The sequence below is a fragment of the Ruegeria sp. AK11 genome (assembly GCF_056541095.1).
The window spans coordinates 52,992-70,413 of the sequence record NZ_JBQFXU010000013.1; the positions used below are offsets into that span (position 1 = coordinate 52,992).

General features: G+C 55.3%; 12 protein-coding genes. 6 read left to right on the forward strand and 6 right to left on the reverse strand.

Annotated elements, in window-relative coordinates; translation table 11 throughout:
- Positions 1–4: 4 nt before the first annotated feature.
- The 5 genes from ACR0D9_RS19015 to ACR0D9_RS19035 all read left to right on the forward strand — a co-directional run bounded on the left by ACR0D9_RS19015 (position 5) and on the right by ACR0D9_RS19035 (position 7,320).
- Positions 5–1,000 carry an ABC transporter ATP-binding protein gene (locus ACR0D9_RS19015; RefSeq protein ID WP_480484619.1) on the forward strand — a complete coding sequence of 332 codons (996 nt, stop codon included), beginning with the start codon at positions 5–7 and terminating at the stop codon, positions 998–1,000.
- On the forward strand, positions 997–1,998 hold the full coding sequence (locus tag ACR0D9_RS19020; protein WP_480484618.1) for an ABC transporter ATP-binding protein: 1,002 nt from the start codon (positions 997–999) through the stop codon (positions 1,996–1,998). The genes ACR0D9_RS19015 and ACR0D9_RS19020 overlap by 4 nt, the downstream gene beginning before the upstream one ends.
- Positions 1,988–3,787, forward strand: coding sequence for an aminopeptidase P family protein (locus ACR0D9_RS19025; protein WP_480539863.1), 1,800 nt, complete (start codon positions 1,988–1,990; stop codon positions 3,785–3,787). Before ACR0D9_RS19020 ends, ACR0D9_RS19025 begins: the two co-directional genes overlap by 11 nt.
- Positions 3,788–3,960: 173 nt before the next feature.
- On the forward strand, positions 3,961–5,064 hold the full coding sequence (locus tag ACR0D9_RS19030; protein WP_480484616.1) for a M24 family metallopeptidase: 1,104 nt from the start codon (positions 3,961–3,963) through the stop codon (positions 5,062–5,064).
- Between the two features lie 276 nt (positions 5,065–5,340).
- Positions 5,341–7,320, forward strand: a complete 1,980-nt coding sequence (locus tag ACR0D9_RS19035) for a bifunctional 2',3'-cyclic-nucleotide 2'-phosphodiesterase/3'-nucleotidase (RefSeq protein WP_480539865.1) — start codon at positions 5,341–5,343, stop codon at positions 7,318–7,320.
- A 709-nt stretch (positions 7,321–8,029) separates the two neighbouring features.
- Here ACR0D9_RS19035 and pbfA read toward each other — a convergent pair.
- From pbfA to ACR0D9_RS19055, 4 genes are all read right to left on the reverse strand, one after another.
- Positions 8,030–9,382, reverse strand: a complete 1,353-nt coding sequence (gene pbfA / locus ACR0D9_RS19040) for a (R)-1-hydroxy-2-aminoethylphosphonate ammonia-lyase (protein WP_480488777.1) — start codon at positions 9,380–9,382, stop codon at positions 8,030–8,032.
- A 106-nt stretch (positions 9,383–9,488) separates the two neighbouring features.
- Positions 9,489–10,952: a phosphonoacetaldehyde dehydrogenase gene (phnY, locus tag ACR0D9_RS19045; protein WP_480477695.1), complete on the reverse strand. Its 1,464-nt coding sequence runs from the start codon at positions 10,950–10,952 to the stop codon at positions 9,489–9,491.
- A 3-nt stretch (positions 10,953–10,955) separates the two neighbouring features.
- Complete coding sequence (gene phnA / locus ACR0D9_RS19050; RefSeq protein WP_480484613.1) at positions 10,956–12,200, reverse strand: phosphonoacetate hydrolase; 1,245 nt, start codon at positions 12,198–12,200, stop codon at positions 10,956–10,958.
- Positions 12,201–12,218: 18 nt separating this feature from the next.
- Positions 12,219–13,406: a 2-aminoethylphosphonate--pyruvate transaminase gene (locus ACR0D9_RS19055; RefSeq protein ID WP_480484612.1), complete on the reverse strand. Its 1,188-nt coding sequence runs from the start codon at positions 13,404–13,406 to the stop codon at positions 12,219–12,221.
- Positions 13,407–13,526: 120 nt separating this feature from the next.
- On the opposite strand from ACR0D9_RS19055, the gene ACR0D9_RS19060 reads away from it, so the two are divergent.
- Positions 13,527–14,417 carry a LysR substrate-binding domain-containing protein gene (locus ACR0D9_RS19060; RefSeq protein WP_480484611.1) on the forward strand — a complete coding sequence of 297 codons (891 nt, stop codon included), beginning with the start codon at positions 13,527–13,529 and terminating at the stop codon, positions 14,415–14,417.
- A gap of 30 nt (positions 14,418–14,447) precedes the next feature.
- Here the strand turns inward: ACR0D9_RS19060 and ACR0D9_RS19065 are convergent, their stop codons facing one another.
- Positions 14,448–16,469, reverse strand: coding sequence for a putative 2-aminoethylphosphonate ABC transporter permease subunit (locus tag ACR0D9_RS19065; RefSeq protein ID WP_480484610.1), 2,022 nt, complete (start codon positions 16,467–16,469; stop codon positions 14,448–14,450).
- On the reverse strand, positions 16,466–17,422 hold a 957-nt coding region (locus tag ACR0D9_RS19070), incomplete at its 5' end, for an ATP-binding cassette domain-containing protein (RefSeq protein ID WP_480539867.1). The genes ACR0D9_RS19070 and ACR0D9_RS19065, both read right to left, overlap by 4 nt.

Here is a 17,422-nt window from a genome sequence, read left to right on the forward strand (position 1 = left end):
GACAATGACAGGCAATCAGCAACCTATCCTCGAAGTCAAAAACCTGAGTACAACCTTCTGGAAGGAAGGGACCCCTCTGCCAGCTGTGCGAGACGTAAGTTTTTCCGTTCGACGTGGCGAAGTGCTGGGATTGGTCGGTGAAAGCGGTTCTGGCAAGAGTGTCACTTTGCGTTCGGTTCTGGGACTGTCGCGGCGCTATGGTGAAGTCACAGGAGTCGTGAATTGGCAGGGGCAAAACCTTGTTTCGCTTTCCGAACGAAAACTGAGGCGCATTCGCGGTGGCGAAATTGCGATGATCTTTCAAGAGCCGATGACATCGCTTAACCCGTTGTTGACGGTTGGCATGCAGCTGACCGAGACGTTGAAAGCGCATACCGACCTCAGTCGCGCAGCGCGCCGTGATCGGGCGGTTGAGATGCTGGATCATGTAGGGATTCCATCTGCTGCGTCACGTTTGGACGAATACCCACATCAGTTTTCTGGTGGTATGCGGCAGCGCGTTATGATCGCGATTGCTCTGGCAGCAAATCCGAAACTGTTGCTTGCCGATGAACCAACCACCGCATTGGACGTAACAATTCAGGCACAGATTCTTGATCTGATCCTGTCCTTGGCCGATGAGCTTCAAATGGGCGTGGTTCTTGTCACGCATGATTTAGGTGTGGTCGCTCAGACCTGTGAATCCTTGGCGGTCATGTATGCCGGGCGGGTGGTTGAACAGGGGGCTGTGCGTCAGGTTTTGAATGCACCACGCCACCCTTATACCGTAGGGCTGATGCGGTCTGTCCCTCAGAATGTGCCGCCGCGTACACCACTCTATTCGGTGCCGGGCACGCCTCCGAGTCTTGAGAAGTTGCCGGTCGGATGCGCCTTTGCCCCAAGGTGTCAGAGCACCATCGACGCGTGCCTGAACGCGCGTCCGCCTTTGTCGGCGATATCCGAAGGCCGTCATGTGGCGTGCTTCAATCATGTGCCCGCAGCTCAGGGAGACGTCGCATGACAGATACGGTCATGGAGATAAATGATGTGGGTCTTCAATTTCATTTGTCACGGTCGGTTCTTGACCTGATCAGCCAGCGACCCGGGCGGGTTGTCAACGCGCTGAACGGTGTTAGCCTCGAGCTCAAGCGAGGAGAAACACTGGGAGTTGTCGGTGAGTCCGGCTGCGGTAAGTCCACACTTGCACGTTGCATAGTTAGGCTCCACCAGCCTCAGACCGGCAGTATCCGTTTCACTGGAAAAGATATCTTTGACCCGAAATATCGTAACGAGCGCGATTATAATCGTCGCGTTCAGATGATGTTTCAGGATCCTTATTCGTCCCTGAACCCCCGCATGACGACTGGTCAGATTCTGTCCGAGGCTCTTAGTGTTCACAAGATGCGCCCCGAGAGTGAAATCCCCTCGCGTGTTATGGAACTGTTGGATCTGGTATGCCTGCCACAGGACGCCGCAAACAAATTACCGCACGAGTTTTCGGGGGGCCAGAGGCAACGAATTGCGATCGCTCGCGCACTGGCAGTCGAGCCGGAAGTTTTGATTGCCGACGAACTGGTTTCCGCGCTGGACGTTTCAGTACAGGCACAAGTGGTCAATCTTCTGCTTGAATTGCAGGACAAACTGAACCTCACAATTCTGTTCGTCGCACACGACTTGCGACTTGTACGTCACGTCTCGAACCGGGTGGCTGTGATTTATCTGGGCCGGATTGTGGAGATCGGCGACAGTGAAACCTTGTTCTCCGATCCCTCACATCCTTACTCCCAAGCTCTGCTCAGCGCCGCGCCTTCGCTTGATCCGGATGACAAGGGGAACGTCATTCGACTGGAAGGTGAATTGCCATCACCTATGAACGTACCGCCCGGATGCCCGTTCCACGTGCGCTGCCGCTTTGCCACAAGCCTGTGTCAGCGCGACGTTCCCGCACTCAGACAATTTGGGGGTTTTGGAGAAGTCGCCTGCCACCACGCGGAAGAGATCAAAGCAAATGCTGGATAGGTTTCACTTATGTCCGAGCGAGAGAATTTCGCTGTTCCGTGACCAACTGATTGTGCAGGACCTGGATGCCTTTGTACTACCGCGATTTGATGCTCATCAAGGTGAATACGTCGCACCGCATGACGAACGTCTGGCGTATCTGACCGGGTTCACCGGATCTGCCGGACTTGCTTTTGTAACACCCGAGATCGTCGCTCTTTTTGTCGATGGTCGATACAGCTTGCAGGCTGCGCAAGAGTGCAAAGGCGCGTTGTTCTCTCATCACCACCTTCATGGCGAGACGCCCGAAAAGTGGCTGAGAAAAGAAATGCGTATTGGTTGGCGGCTCGGATTTGACCCGATGCACATACCCCCGTCGTGGTTTGACCGGTTTGACGCAGCTTGCAAGGAAGTAGGCGCAACGATGGTGCCGCAACAAGTCAATCCAGTCGACGCGGTTTGGACAGATCAACCAGCACCACCCTGCGGTCGTGTGACAGTTTTACCGTCGCAAATTGCCGGGAAAAACTGTGCTGAAAAATGCACTAGTCTGGCAAACTATCTGGTTGAGCGACAGGCCGACTTTGTCGTCGAAACACAACCTGACAATATCGCCTGGTTACTGAACATCCGCGGGGCGGATGTTAACTATAATCCGGTAGTTAATTCCTTTCTTCTCGCACATCGCGATGGGGCGCTGGTTTGGTTTGTCGATCCGAAAAAGCTGGATGATTTCGTAGAGGGGGCACTGCCTTCTAATCTTCAGATAGTTCCTCAGGCTGAGTTTTTACCCACGCTCAAGGCCAGCTTTCAGCCAGGTCAGTTTGTTTTGGCTGATCCGGATTTCTCACCTGTCGCGGTAAGGCAAACCATTGAAGAAGCCGGCGCGAAGCTTGGTTCTGAACGCAGTGTGATTACCCTGACTAAGGCATTGAAAAACACGATAGAACTGGAGGGTCTTCGAACCTGCCATTTCATCGACGGAATTGCGTGGGCAGAATTTGGGGCCTGGCTTGCAAACACCGCTCCCGTTCGCGCCGAAAGTAGTGACCCCCTGACCGAGCGTGAAGCAGAGCAAAAACTGAGGGCGCTGCGTTGCGCACAACAAGGTTTCCTTGATGACAGTTTTCACGCGATCTCAGCAGCAGGCGTGAACGCGGCGATGTGCCACTATAGCGCAACCGCGGATCGGAATGATCCTATCCGACCGGATCAAACCTATCTTATGGACAGCGGCGGACAATACGAGACTGGCACAACCGACACCACCCGGTGCTACGCTTTTGGATCACGACCGGAAGGGTATGATGAGGCATACACGGCAGTCTTCAAGGCCTTCTATGCCTTGGCCACCTTACGGTTCCCACCTGGTACCCAAGGACACCATATCGACGGGATCTGTCGTCGCCCGTTGTGGGACCTCGGGCTGGACTATGACCATGGGACCGGTCACGGCATCGGCCATCGACTGTCAGTGCACGAACACCCGCAGAGAATAGGAAAACCCTATAACCCGATTGATCTGGAACCGGGCATGGTCATGTCGATTGAACCGGGGTTTTACAAAGCCGCCAGCTTCGGCATCCGCATAGAAAATGTCTTTGAGGTCGTCACAGAAGACAACGGTTTCCTCGCCTTCCGCAATATGACTTTTGTGCCAATTCAGACTGACATGCTGATTGTTGAAAACCTGACTCAGGCCGAACGGCACTGGTTAAATCAATATCATCGTCAAATCAGACAGATGCTTTCACCGCGATTGAGTGAGCCTGCAAAGGGGTGGCTGACAAAAGTGACGACTGCAATCTGAAACACGAAACGAACTATTGGCCGGGCTGTATACTGCTGTGCGGCGAAACGAATGGCAACGTTTCCAACTGTCAGAATACCAAACCAATGACGGTTCGCGTGTGGCGTAAGAATAATAAGATCTGCCGAGATCGCCGAAACGGGTGGTTTTGGTCACAATAAGGGTTGGTAAGGATGCCAGATTTATCAGAATATAGCCGGTTGGCCCGTGAAATCTCTGTCGATGCCGTGGCATTGGTGCCGGGTCCGAATTTCGACCGAGCCATGGGCAAGTCTTTCATGACCAACGAACGCCCCATCGTGGTTGTGATCCCCGCATCAGGAGAACCCGCTGCCGTTGTTCCAAATCTGGAACTTGGCTCGTGGGATCAATTAAGGTTCGAAGGAGCGGTATTCGATTGGCGGGATGAGGCGGGTTACAAAGGGGCTTTCACCGCTTTGGCGAACCACCTGAGCATCGCGTCCCTTGCAGTTGAAGGGCAGGTCATGCGTGTTTTTGTCTCTGACGCGCTGACCGAAGCTATGCCTGGGTTACAAATAACTGATGCGGAACACCAAATCTCGAACCTGCGACTGATCAAGTCCAGCAAGGATGTGGCCTCCATGCAAGCTGCGATCACCATCTCGGAACGTGCGCTTGAGCGGGTTATCGGAACGGTACACGCAGGTCAGACCGAGAAACAGATCGAACAGGATTTGATCCAGGCAATGTTTGCCGAAGGCGCCGATTCACTGGCCTTTACACCGATTGTGGTCGCTGCCGACAACTCGGCCCGACCACATGGGAAAGCGCGTATGGATTATCGGATTCAAACCGGCGATGCGCTGCTCTTTGACTTTGGCGCGCGCAAGGATGGATTTGTCGCGGATATCACGCGAACCTTTTTCGTTGGCGAAGTCTCAGATGAGGGCAAGGCTGTCTACGAAACTGTATTGCGAGCAAATCAGATGGGTCTGAACGTGTGTCGCCCCGGTGTGACGGCCCATGATATCGATGATGCTGTCATCGGCGTTCTTGAAGCATCCCCTTTCGCCAATCGCATCCGCACCAAGACAGGCCACGGATTGGGTCGGGATGTGCACGAGGCTCCATATATCATGCGCGGAAACAACCAGGTAATGCGCGCAGGCATGGTCTGGACCAACGAACCGGGTCTGTATGACCTAGGCAATTTCGGTGTCCGTATTGAAGATGACGTCTTGGTCACAGAAGACGGATGCCTATCACTGACCAGTTTCCCGAAAGAGCTTATTGTCCTGGGGGCGGGACGTCGATAACCGGGCTGTCCCAGCCACACGGTTGGGGTCAGTGAATGGCAGCCAACATGATGCGGGTTGGATATGTCGCAAAGCACTGATTGTGAGGCATTGTCTTGGCAATCGCAGGGCACGGGTTCCCCTTCTACCATGTCTTATCAAGTACAGGAAGTTGGGCTATTGTACCTAGCATTGCGCCTACACATGACGCGTCTAAAGCGCTGGCAACCGGTTTCATATGGATGTTGCGAATTACAGGCAAAAAGACGCGTTGACCACAAACCTGAAAGGTGACCCATGTCTTTCTCAAGCCGTTCTTCAATTTCGCGACGCCGCTTCCTTGCCACGACAACCGCTGGTGCGGCGGCAATTACCCTGCACCCGTTTTCGGTGGCGGCGGCCTATAGTCAGGCGCATCTGCGCATCATGGAAACCACCGATATCCATGTCCATGTGTTTCCTTATGATTATTATGCGGACAAACCCCGCGACACGGTGGGCCTGTCCCGCACAGCTTCGATCATCAACGAAGTCCGATCTGAGGCGACAAACTCGATCTTGGTGGACAACGGCGATTTTCTGCAAGGCAATCCGATGGGCGACTACATCGCTTACGAGCGCGGCATGAAGGACGGCGACAGCCATCCCATCATCACGGCCTTCAATACGGTCGGGTATGATGCCGCGACGCTGGGCAATCACGAGTTCAACTACGGTCTGGAGTTCTTGGACAAGGCTTTGGCCGGTGCCGAGTTCCCTGTTGTTCTGGCAAACGTCGCCAAGGAAAAAGGTGCAAACCCGCGTGACGACAAGACCCTTGTTCAGGCCTATGCCATTCTCGACCGTGAAATCGAGATGGGCGACGGCACCAAACATCCGATCAGGATCGGTGTCATCGGTTTTACCCCGCCACAAATCGTGAACTGGGACCGCAGGCACCTGGAGGGCAATGTTCAGGCCCGCGATATCGTCGAGACGGCTCAGGCCTATGTGCCCGAGATGAAGGAACAGGGATGTGACCTGATCATCGCCCTGTCGCATTCGGGGATCGGGGGGGCCGATCATGAGGACGGCATGGAAAACGCATCGGTGGTTCTGGCAGGGGTCGACGGGATCGACGCGCTGGTCACCGGCCACAATCACCTGGTTTTCCCGTCACCGACATTTGCTGACCGCCCCGGGATCGACGTGGAAAAAGGCACGCTGATGGGCAAACCTGCCGTCATGGGCGGTTTCTGGGGGTCGCATCTTGGCCTGCTGGACCTGCTTTTGGAACGGGACGGCAATGAATGGCGCGTCGTTACCACAACTTCCGAGGCGCGACCGATTTCCAAACGTAACGAAGATCGATCAATCACCGCTCTGGTCGAAGATGATCAGAAGGTTCTGGAATCGGTTGCGAAAGCTCATGACGAAACGCTGGCCTATGTTCGGCGCGCGGTCGGCAAGACCTCGGCCCCGCTGCACAGCTATTTTGCGTTGGTCGCGGATGATCCGTCTGTGCAGATCGTCTCAATCGCGCAGAAATGGTATGTCGAAGACATGCTGAAAGGCACCGAGCATGAAGGGCTGCCAATCCTGTCTGCGGCAGCACCGTTCAAGGCTGGTGGCCGAGGGGGTCCGGAGTATTACACCGATGTCCCGGTCGGGGACGTTGCCATCAAGAACGTGGCCGATCTGTACCTCTATCCAAACACGGTCCGCGCTGTTCGCGTGAACGGGGCGCAGGTGCGTGGCTGGCTGGAACGCTCGGCCGGTATGTTCAATCAGGTCGAAGCTGGGTCCAAGGATGCGATCCTTCTGAACCCCGAGTTCCCATCGTACAATTTCGACGTGATGGACGGTGTGACCTATCAGATCGACCTGTCGCAACCGTCGCGCTTTGGACCAAAGGGCGAAGAGGTGAACCCCGACGCAGCACGGATCGTGAACCTTGCCTTCAATGGCGCGCCTGTTACGGATGACATGGAGTTCATCATTGCCACCAACAATTACCGTGCATCCGGTGGTGGCGCGTTCCCGGGCGCAATGGGCGACACGATCGTGTTCGAAGCACCGGACACCAACCGCGACGTCATTGTGCGCTACATTGTCGAACAGGGCACAATCGATCCCAAAGCGGATGCCAATTGGTCGTTTTCGCCGCTGGCGGACACCACGGTGTTGTTCGAGACGGGTCCAAAAGCCCGCGACTATATGGGCGACGTCAAAGGTGTGGCAATCGAGGACGCCGGGGAAGGCGCCGACGGTTTCGCAGCCTTCCGCATTAAGCTCTGATCCAAAAGAAATGTCGCAACGATAACCTGACCCGCCACCTTGGTAACTCGGTGGCGGGTTTGCGCTGAACACCCGTACAGCTCGAAGGCACTGCCCCTGCAGAGTCAGATGCTACATTTTCAATTCGCGTTCCCGACAAGCGTCGTGGCGGCAGGTCATAGAACTTAGCGAACCGTTTGATCGCCAACTGAACTTCTGCGCTCCCAGTTCTGTCAAAGAAGCTGAATGGGTGAAGGCAGGGGCAAGTTGGTGAAATCTGTATTCAAGGATCTCGCGGCAAAGGGAGATTGAATATCCTATGGCAGGTAAAAAGTAGTCGCCTGCTGAACGGCATCTTGTTTCTCAGTTTTTTGCAAAGACCACGGACTGCGATCTGTAGAGCACAGCAACAAAAGGTCTTTCAGCTTCTGAACTACATTCGATACCATGAAAGACTCCGCTCTGTTGATTTTGAGTTCCTGTAATCCCGTCAGTTTGTTCAGTCTCATTTGTACCAGAGGCCGAATTGAAGATTTTGCCTTTCCCGTTACTTTCGTCAGCGTTTTAAGCCTGAGTGCAGTTGGATATTACAACGCCATGGGCCAAATCCAAATTCTATTGTACGCCGTGCGCCATCGGACTCGTTGTCTTACGTCGCACTTTGGGGTCTTCGTCGCTGTCTCGGCCAGCCTCTTTTTACGAACTGGCGAGTTTTGACTGATCCGACGTGTCAACTCTCGGCCTTGATAGCAGCGATCACAATGTCGATTGCGTGGTCCAGATCCGATTGCGAGATGGTCAGCGGCGGCGACAGTGTCAGAACGCATCCCTGACTGATCTTATAGCTCAAACCGGCCTGCAGACAGGCGTAGTAAATCCGTTCGGCACGCGCATTGCCCGGTATCTTTTCAACGCGATCATCAACGATTTCGACCCCGAACATCAAACCCCTTCCCCGGATGTCTCCGACGGTGGGTACGTTCTGAAGTTCGTCCATCAGACGACCAATTGCGTGCTCACCCAGCATGGCCGACCGATGAACCAACCCCTCATCTTCGATGATCTGAAGTGTTGTCAAAGCGGCCCGCGCGGTGACCGGGTTCTTTTCGTGTGTGTAATGACCAATGGCAAAATCCCCGCAAACATCCAATTGTTTGCGAGTAACACATGCGGCAATGGGAAGGATACCACCGCCAAGCGCTTTTCCAAGCGTCACAATGTCGGGAATGATCTCGTCATGTTCAAAGGCGAACATCCTGCCGGTTTTGCCAAGGCCGGTCGGGATTTCATCCATGATCAAAAGCGCGCCGTGACGATTGCACGCCTCGCGCACGGATTTCCAAAACCCCGGCGGTGGCACATAGGGCACCGCACGCATGGGTTCGGCTATGACCGCCGCCACATCTCCTTCACGCTCCAGAACATATTCGACCATTTTCGCGCAGGCCAACCCGCAGGTTTCCGGTCCCGCGTGATTGTATGGGCACCGGTAGCAGGCGAAAGGCGCGACATGTTCAGTCCCCGACAAGAGGGGGCCCGCGATATGACTGCGGAACGTCGCCTCGCCACCGACGCTTGCGGCGCCGAAGCCCGCACCGTGGAAGGCATCCCAGAAGCTGATTGTTTTGAACCGACCGGTCGCGGCACGCGCGATTTTGAGGGCAACCTCGTTGGCGTCAGAGCCGCCAGTGGTAAAGAGCATCTTCCCCAGATCGCCAGGCACGATATCTGCCAGTTTTTCTGCCAAATCCACTGCCGGGTCATTGGTAAAGCGGCGGGGTGCAAAAGGAAGATCATCAAGCTGCGCTTTGATGGCGGCTATCAGACGCGGGTGCCCATAGCCTATGTGGTGCACCGAGTTGCCATGGAAATCCATGTACCGGCGACCCTCCATATCCTCGATCCAGATCCCCTCGGCCTTTGCAATAGTGCTGACGCAGGGTGATGACAGAGATTGATGCAGAAACACATCCGCATCGCGTTTGAGCAGAGGTGCCGACTTCGGTCCCATGGACTTTCGCAACCATGCCTTGCGCGCTTCGGATGTGTTTGATTCCCCTTCCGTGTGGACAATCTGTGGCATGTCCGCTCCTCATTTCTGTCATCAAAAGATGCGGGCCCCAAAAGGCCCGCCAGTATCAGGGAGGATATGAGGCGCCCTTCCCGTCTGTGGGGAAAGGGCGCAAGGTTTAGTTGGGCCAGGGCAGCGAATAGGTTTTGACGTTGGTGAAAAACTTCATCGCCTCGATAACACCCTCCTTCACGCCGTTTCCGCTGTCCTTGATGCCGCCAAAGGGTGACATTTCAATGCGGTAACCCGGCTGTTCCCAGATGTTGCAGGTGCCGACATTCAACCCGTTGATAAAGGCGATGGCCCTGTTCAGGTCATTGGTGCAGACCCCAGAAGACAGGCCGAACTCGGTCGAATTCGAGATCGCCATCACCTCTTCGTCGTTGTCTGGTACGCGCACGATCGGCACGATAGGACCGAAAGTTTCTTCCATCACCAGCTCGCTGTCATGGGGAACCTTGTCGACAACGATAGGCGGCAGCAATGCGCCCTGACGGCCCGGGTGATACAAGATTTCTGCACCCTCTTTCTCAGCCTGCAGAACGCGGTTCTCGAATATCTCCGCGGCTTTGTCGTGGATTACACACCCCAGCTCGGTTTCGGGGTCTTGCGGATCGCCGAATTTGATCTTCTTGGCCTTCTCCAGAACCAGCGGCACAAACTTGTCGGCCACACTTTCCTGCACGAGGATGCGCTTGACTGCCGTACACCGCTGACCGGAGTTTCCGGTCGCACCCGCCACTGCAATTGTTGCGGCTTTGTCCAAATCCGCATCGCTGAGGTCATTCAGAACGATCAGAGGATCGTTACCCCCAAGTTCCAGCGCCTGCCGCTTGTAGACGCCTTTCTCAGCGATCAACTTGCCCACCGGCACACCCCCGGTGAAGGTGATGATGTCGATATGTTCATTGGTGATCATCTCATCGCCAATGTCAGCCGGCCAGCCGGTCACCACTTGGAACATCTCATGCGGCAGGCCTGCTTCATAAAGTATGTCGGCCAATGTCAGCGCAGTCAGCGGCGTCAGTTCCGTGGGCTTGCAAACCATGCAATTATTGGTCGCAATCGACGGCGCGATTTTGTGGCTAACCATATTCAAAGGGTGATTGAACGGGGTGATCGCACTGATTGCTTTCACCGGCTCTCGGGTGGTGAAAATCTTGCGGGCTTTGCCATTGTGGGTCAGATCGCAGGAAAAGATCTCGCCATCGTCCTTTAGCGCCTCAGCCGCCGCAAACTGATAAACATCCTGTGCGCGTTTGGTTTCGTAGATCGCATGCTGGTGGCAGATGCCCAGCTCCAACGTCAGCCATTTCGCAAGGTAATCGCGTTTCTCGCCGATCAGCTCGCCTGCGCGCTGCAAAATCTGGCTGCGCTCGTACCGGGTCAGTTTAGGTTTGTAATTCGCCGCGATTTCGAATGCCCTGCGTGCGTGTTCTGCGGTGCCAGCGGGAACATGGCCCACGACCTCGTTGGTGTACGGGTAAAGAACAGGAATGGTTTCATCGGTAAAGACGATTTCGCCACCGATCCGCATTCCTTCGTTACGTACTTCGATTTTCGACATGGTCTGGTCTTTCATGGCTTACTGTGCCGCCGCTGTAGTTGCGTAGAAAAAGGCATCAAAGTTGCGCAGCACGGGTTGGTTTGGCAGGTCGATGACACGGTTCACGATGAAGGGAACTTCTTGTTCCGTCAAACCACCATGGCTGCGCAGGGGCTCTTTGAGCGCTGCCAGATCGTGGCGATGCTCGGACGTTCCGATGCAAATGTTTTCGCCAGAAACCATCACAATGTCGCCAATCCGATCACCGGGCAATTCGAACCGTTCAATGGCCTGAGCCTTGGTCAGCACATGGGTGATCCCTTCGGTCGCCTTGAGTTTGGCAATGATGTCACTCTGATCCGCGCCATCCGGCAGGTAAGCGGTCGCGAACGAACCCAGTGCACCATGATGCACGACATAGGGGTCAGTGATCGGAAGGATGACCCGCGCCGCATCCTTGCCCAGCCATTCGTCCATCAGGTCCTGCACATAGACGACCGAAGGGGATCCATCTGCCAGGTGCTTAGGCTTCATGCCATGATCAGCCGTCACCACGATGGCGGCCCCCAATGCGTCCAACTCGCCCAGATAGCGGTCGAACATGGCGTAGAAATCAAGTGCGCCCTTTTGATCGGGTGCAAACTTGTGCTGGATATAGTCGGTAGTCGACAAATACATGACGTCGGGCTTGAACTCTTTCAGCAGCTTGACGCCAGCAGCAAAAACGAATTCCGACAGCTCGGCCGAGTATACCTCGGGCACGTCCATACCCAACCATTTGCTGGCATTGTCGATGCCATGTTCCTCAAGCGTCGTTTCGCCCGAACGCTCAGAAGAGAATGCAACCGCCCTGCCCTCGTCAAACTTCAGCCCGGCACCAAGCAGCGCGCGAAGCTTGTCCTTGGCGGTTACCATCGCCACGCGGAAACCTGCATCATAGAACTGTGAGAAGATGGTCGGCGCGCGCAGGAAGCGGACATCGTTCATCATAACCTCTTCACCGGTGTCGGGATCAATAAGGTAGTTGCCGCAGATTCCATGCACGATCGGCGGACGCCCGGTGGCAATCGAAAGATTGTTGGGGTTGGTGAACGACGGAATAACAGAATGCGCCAGACGGTCTGTACCTTCCTCCCGCATCCGTTTGAGGTTGGGCATCAGCCCTTTCGCAATCGCCACGTCGAGGTATTCAGGTTCACATCCATCAAGGCAGATGGCAATTGCGGGCACCTTCGGCGTTGGGTAGACGCGCTCATTTGCTTCGACAGGGGTTTGAATGGTCATCTGTGTTTTCCTTGATTTTTATGCGGCCAACTTGGCGCGTTCTTCCAGTGCCCGGAGAGGAGGCGCAGCGCTTGTCACGCCCATTTCTTCCAGAGATTCTTTTGCAGCGATCACAACTTTACGCATGACATCTTCGTCCATCTGGCCGATGCAACCGACGCGGAAACTGTCGACGACAGTCAGCTTGCCCGGGTAGATAATGAACCCTTTTTCTTTCATCCGGTTATAGAACTGATCAAAAACGAAATTCTCATCAGCCGGGCAGAAGAAGGTAACGATGATCGGGCTCAACCAACGATTATCCAGCAGTGTTTCGAAACCCAGTTCCCGCATGCCCGCGACCATGACGTCCCGGTTGCGGGTATAGCGGGCGCCTCGACCTGCAACACCGCCTTCGGCAGTGTGCGCCCGAAGTGCCTCGATGAAGGCCGCAACCACATGCGTCGGCGGGGTAAACCGCCACTGTCCCGTTTTGTTCATATGCGCCCACTGCGCATACACATCCAGAGACAGCGAATGACTGTTGCCTTTTGCGGCTTCCAGCTCGGTCTTGCGCGCCACGATGAACCCGAAACCCGGAACGCCCTCGATGCATTTGTTCGCCGAAGACACCATGGCCTCGTAACGAATTTCAGTTGGTTTGAGCTCAATCGCTCCAAAGGCGGACATCGAGTCAATCAAGAGCTTGCGCCCGGCGGCATATGTGACCTCCGAAATCTCTTCGACCGGGTTCAGAATGCCCGAGCTGGTTTCGCAGTGAATGGCGACGACATGCGTGATGTCCGGGTCATCCGCGAGAATGCGCGCAACCTCATCACCCCTCGGCGGCAGGTAATCGCCTTTGTCCAACACAACATGATCACGACCCAGGTACTGCAACGTTTGTGCTGAACGCTGCCCGTAGGCACCATTTGCCAATACCAACGCCTTTCCGTCTCGCGGAATAAAGGATGCCAGCATCGCCTCGACGGAAAACGATCCGCTGCCTTGCATCGGTACGCAATCGAACGCGTCGGCACCCTCGCCAAGCAGGTTCAGCAGGCTTGACCGCACCTCCCGCGTCATGGCGCGGAAATCATCGTCCCAGCTACCCCAGTCACGTAACATTGCCTCTTTGACCGCGTAGGACGTTGTCAAAGGACCGGGCGTCAAAAGGTAGGGTTCACCAAGGCGCGGTTGCTCTAATTTTGGTTTGGATGGCGTCATTACCAGGCTCCAGAACAGCGTTTTCAGGAACACAATTGCAGCAACGCTTGCTATATGTGAAATTGCAATTATCAATCTAATCATAAGCGCAGCCTATGAACGCATCTACAGGGAACTGCCATGCGACACAGCCAGTTGAAAGCCTTTCATTACGTGGCCAAACATGGGGGATTCTCCCGTGCGGCAGAGGCTTTGTATCTGACCCAGCCAGCGATTTCCGAGCAGGTCCGAAAACTGGAACAGGATCACGACCTGCTGCTGTTCCAGCGTGAACGAAAACGCGTGAACCTGACGCCCGAAGGCGAACAGCTTTACAGATTCACAAAACAATATTTCGAGATCGAAGATCAGATTGAGGATTACCTCTCTGAAACCAAAGCCGCGATCGATGGTGAATTAAGGATTATTGCCGATTCAGCGCATCACATGACATCTTTTCTAGGTTCGTTCCAAAAGAAATACCCGAAAATCACGATCACTGTGCGATCCGGCAACACCGAAGAAATCCTGGAAGAGCTTCGGTCTTACAATGCGGAAATCGGCGTTGTTGGCAGCCTGTCTCCTGGCAAGGACATGGACGTATTGAATTTGGGGTCCACTGAAATTGTGGCCTTTGCTGCCCGGGGCGTGCTGTTGGCATCCAAACCCACCCTGACCCTGGAGGAGCTTGCCGAGTTGCCCCTGATTTTCAGAGAGCACGGGTCAAAAACACGCGAGAAACTGGAAGAAGCCGCCGAGAAACAAGGTATCAGGTTAAACCCGGCGATTGTTGCTGAAGGCCGAGAGGCCGTTCGCGAACTTGTTGCCTCGGGTGCAGGTATCGGTTTTGTTTCTCAGGCGGAATATGGGCACGATGATCGATTGCGGCAAATCAAATTGAAGGGCGTGAATCTGCAAATGGGTGAGAGCATGATTTCCCTTTCCCAGCGTCGTGACGTCAAGATCATACGTGCGTTTATGGATTTTGCGGAGCGGGTGCATAAGGAGAAGGAAACCCCCGCAGATATGTGATCTGCGGGGGTATTGAGTTTTTTGTGTGGATTACCTGCTGCGCCAGGCCTGTGTGCGGGCCAGGATGCCTTTTGATGCCATCAGATGAAAGATCCGGGCGGCTGCGTTGGTGTAGAAGATCATCATGCCCATTGCGGCTGCGGGTGCGATATCCCCGGCATCATCCATGTTCAGCACCGCGATGGACGCGAGTGTGGTTTTGGGTGAGTAGAGGAACACAACCGCCGACACGGTCGTCATCGCGTTGACGAACAGATAGATCGAGATGTCCAGCACCGCAGGCAGGCAGACCGGCACCGTCACGCGGGCAAACAGCTTCATTGTTGGCTGTTTGAGAGAGGCCGACACCGACTCGAACTCTTTATCCATCTGCTTGAGAGCGGTGACCGCCGTCAGGTGCGATACGGTATAGAAATGCGTCACCGTGCAAACCACCAGGATCGCCATGGTGCCGTAGATCGCATTGAACGGATTGGACGGGTTGTTGAAGAAGAAGATATACGACAGTCCCAGAACCATGCCCGGGATGGCCATCGGCAGCATGGCGAACATCTGAAAGATCGACCGCCCGGTTTTGAAGCCGTTCGATTTTTCCACCAGGTACGCCCCGAAGAAGACAACCGTCGTGCCGATCACCGCCGTCAGGAAAGCCAGTTTGATCGAGTTGAAATACGACCCCCAGCCGCCGCCATCCATCTTGTCGAACTGGTAGTTCTTGAGGCTCAGGCTCAGATCGTAGGGCCAGAACTTGATCAGCGCCGCAAACTGACACACGGCCAGAAGACCAACGATGAACAGGCCGATCAAACTGCAGTAGATCAGGAATATGCGATCAGTCTTTGGGTTTGGTGTTGCCTGATATGGAACCGAACGCGCAGACAGCAGCGCCACCTGCTTGGACTGAACCATCCGGTCGATGGCAAAAGCCAGAATTGCGGGGATGACCAGAACCACCGAGACCACGGCGCCCATCTCAAAGTTCTGCTGGCCGATCACCTGTTTGTAGATATCCACGGCAAGCACGTTGAACTGGCCGCCGATCACCTTTGGCAGGCCAAAATCGGTGATCACCAGATTGAACACGACAAAGGCTGCGGAAATCAGGCCATAGCGCGCGCCGGGTATGGTAACGGTCCAGAATGTCCGCCAGGGGGTTGAGCGCAAGCTGACAGCGGCCTCGTACAACCGCGCATCCGATATCGCGAGCGCGGTCGATATGATCAGGAACGCGTGTGGAAAGGTAAAGAAGACCGATCCGATCACGATGCCTATGGGGCCGTAGATACTGGCGCCGAACAGCAACTCCTTGATCATCCCCTGATTGCCGAACAGGTAGACCAGCGCGATGCCCGGCAGCAGCGAGGGAACCAGAATCGGCGCCATCGCGATCAGGCGAAAGACCCCCTTGAACCGCATGCAGCTTCGGTTCAGCGCATAGGCAAACCAGAACGCCAGCGTCACCGTAACGATTGTGCTGACAACCGAAATCCAAAGGGAGTTCTTGATCGAGTTGAACAGGGCCGGGGTTGAGAAGTAGTTGATGAAGTTGCCCAGACCCCGCGCTTGAACCGGCCGCATCTGCACCCGGCGGAACGTGTTGGAATCAAGCTCGACCCAATCGGTGCCTTCGTTCAAAGTCGACCCGACCAGAAAGCGCCCGGCCTCCGTCGTGTTCCGCATCTGGTACATGACCGGGCTGCGAAAGCTGAAATCCGGAAAGAACCCGGTCACCGGCAAACGCCCGTCCGAGCCGGTTGTCAGATCGGTGTCGGAATACACCCCCAATTGCCTGTTCAGTTCGTCAGCCGTCAGGATCGTTCCGTCGAACACACCCGCTTCATCACTGACCTGAAACTCATACTGGGACAGCTCGACCCGGTAGGTCGAGAAGGACTTGGAAAGCATCGTGTAAAGCGGCAGCGCCAGTGTCACGATCAGATAGAGCGCGATCACCATCATGCTTCCGCGCATCAGGATGTCATCGCGGCTGAGCCTGGGCCTGATATCCGGTCCGACAGGCAATGTGTCGTGATTGGTCGACATCGTGCTCATGCCGCAGCCTCCGGAAGGTCAAACGCCATCAGGCGGTTCTCGGGAAGCTCGATCACCATGCTGCACCCCTCTTCCAGCTCAAGACGACGCACGGCGTTGATCGAAAAATCCGCGATCAGTTCAGAAGATCCGAACCGCTCGTTGTTCAGGCGGCAGCGCCAGAACGAGCCCAGAAACTCCATTTCATCAAGCGTGACCTCGATGCAGTTCCGATTGCCGCCCGTGTCAAGATAACCAGCTTCATGAGGGATGATGTCTTCGGGACGAATGGCTGCGATGACCGGAGTGCCATCATTGAACGTGTGGCTGAGGCAGGCAAAGGTCTTTTCCCCGACGCTCAACCGCCCGCCTTTGGTGACCTGAGATCGGATCTGGTTCATTTCACCGATAAAGTCGGCCACGAACAGGTTGGCCGGTTCGCGGTAGATCTCCGTGGGCGATCCGACTTGTTCAATCACCCCGTGGTTCATCACCACGATGCGGTCGGCCATGGCCAGCGCTTCTTCCTGATCGTGCGTCACCATCACGGTGGTCACACCCAGCTTGCGCTGCAATTCCTTGATCTCATGCCGCAGGTGAACGCGCACCTTGGCGTCCAGCGCCGACAGGGGTTCGTCCAGCAGCAGCAAACCGGGATTGGTTGCAATGGCGCGGGCCAGCGCAATCCTCTGCTGCTGGCCACCGGACAATTGTGCCGGGTATTTCCTGCCCTGATCCGGCAGACCAACAAGGTTCAACAGCTCGCTCACCCGAACTGCGATATCCGACTTGCTGCGGCCCGTGTTTTCAAGGCCAAATGCGATGTTCTTTTCGATCGTCAGGTTCGGGAACAGCGCATAGGACTGAAACACAATCCCGAAATCACGCTCGGACGGAGGCAGGTTGGAGACGTCCTTGCCATCCTGCATAACCGTACCCTTGGTCTGCAGATCCAGCCCGGCAATCGCCCGCAA

Coding starts and splice junctions, on each gene's coding strand:
- ACR0D9_RS19015 (WP_480484619.1), top strand. CDS start 5: ATGACAGGCAATCAGCAACCTATCCTCGAAGTCAAAAACCTGAGTACA.
- ACR0D9_RS19020 (WP_480484618.1), top strand. CDS start 997: ATGACAGATACGGTCATGGAGATAAATGATGTGGGTCTTCAATTTCAT.
- ACR0D9_RS19025 (WP_480539863.1), top strand. CDS start 1,988: ATGCTGGATAGGTTTCACTTATGTCCGAGCGAGAGAATTTCGCTGTTC.
- ACR0D9_RS19030 (WP_480484616.1), top strand. CDS start 3,961: ATGCCAGATTTATCAGAATATAGCCGGTTGGCCCGTGAAATCTCTGTC.
- ACR0D9_RS19035 (WP_480539865.1), top strand. CDS start 5,341: ATGTCTTTCTCAAGCCGTTCTTCAATTTCGCGACGCCGCTTCCTTGCC.
- pbfA (WP_480488777.1), bottom strand. CDS start 9,382: ATGCCACAGATTGTCCACACGGAAGGGGAATCAAACACATCCGAAGCG.
- phnY (WP_480477695.1), bottom strand. CDS start 10,952: ATGAAAGACCAGACCATGTCGAAAATCGAAGTACGTAACGAAGGAATG.
- phnA (WP_480484613.1), bottom strand. CDS start 12,200: ATGACCATTCAAACCCCTGTCGAAGCAAATGAGCGCGTCTACCCAACG.
- ACR0D9_RS19055 (WP_480484612.1), bottom strand. CDS start 13,406: ATGACGCCATCCAAACCAAAATTAGAGCAACCGCGCCTTGGTGAACCC.
- ACR0D9_RS19060 (WP_480484611.1), top strand. CDS start 13,527: ATGCGACACAGCCAGTTGAAAGCCTTTCATTACGTGGCCAAACATGGG.
- ACR0D9_RS19065 (WP_480484610.1), bottom strand. CDS start 16,469: ATGAGCACGATGTCGACCAATCACGACACATTGCCTGTCGGACCGGAT.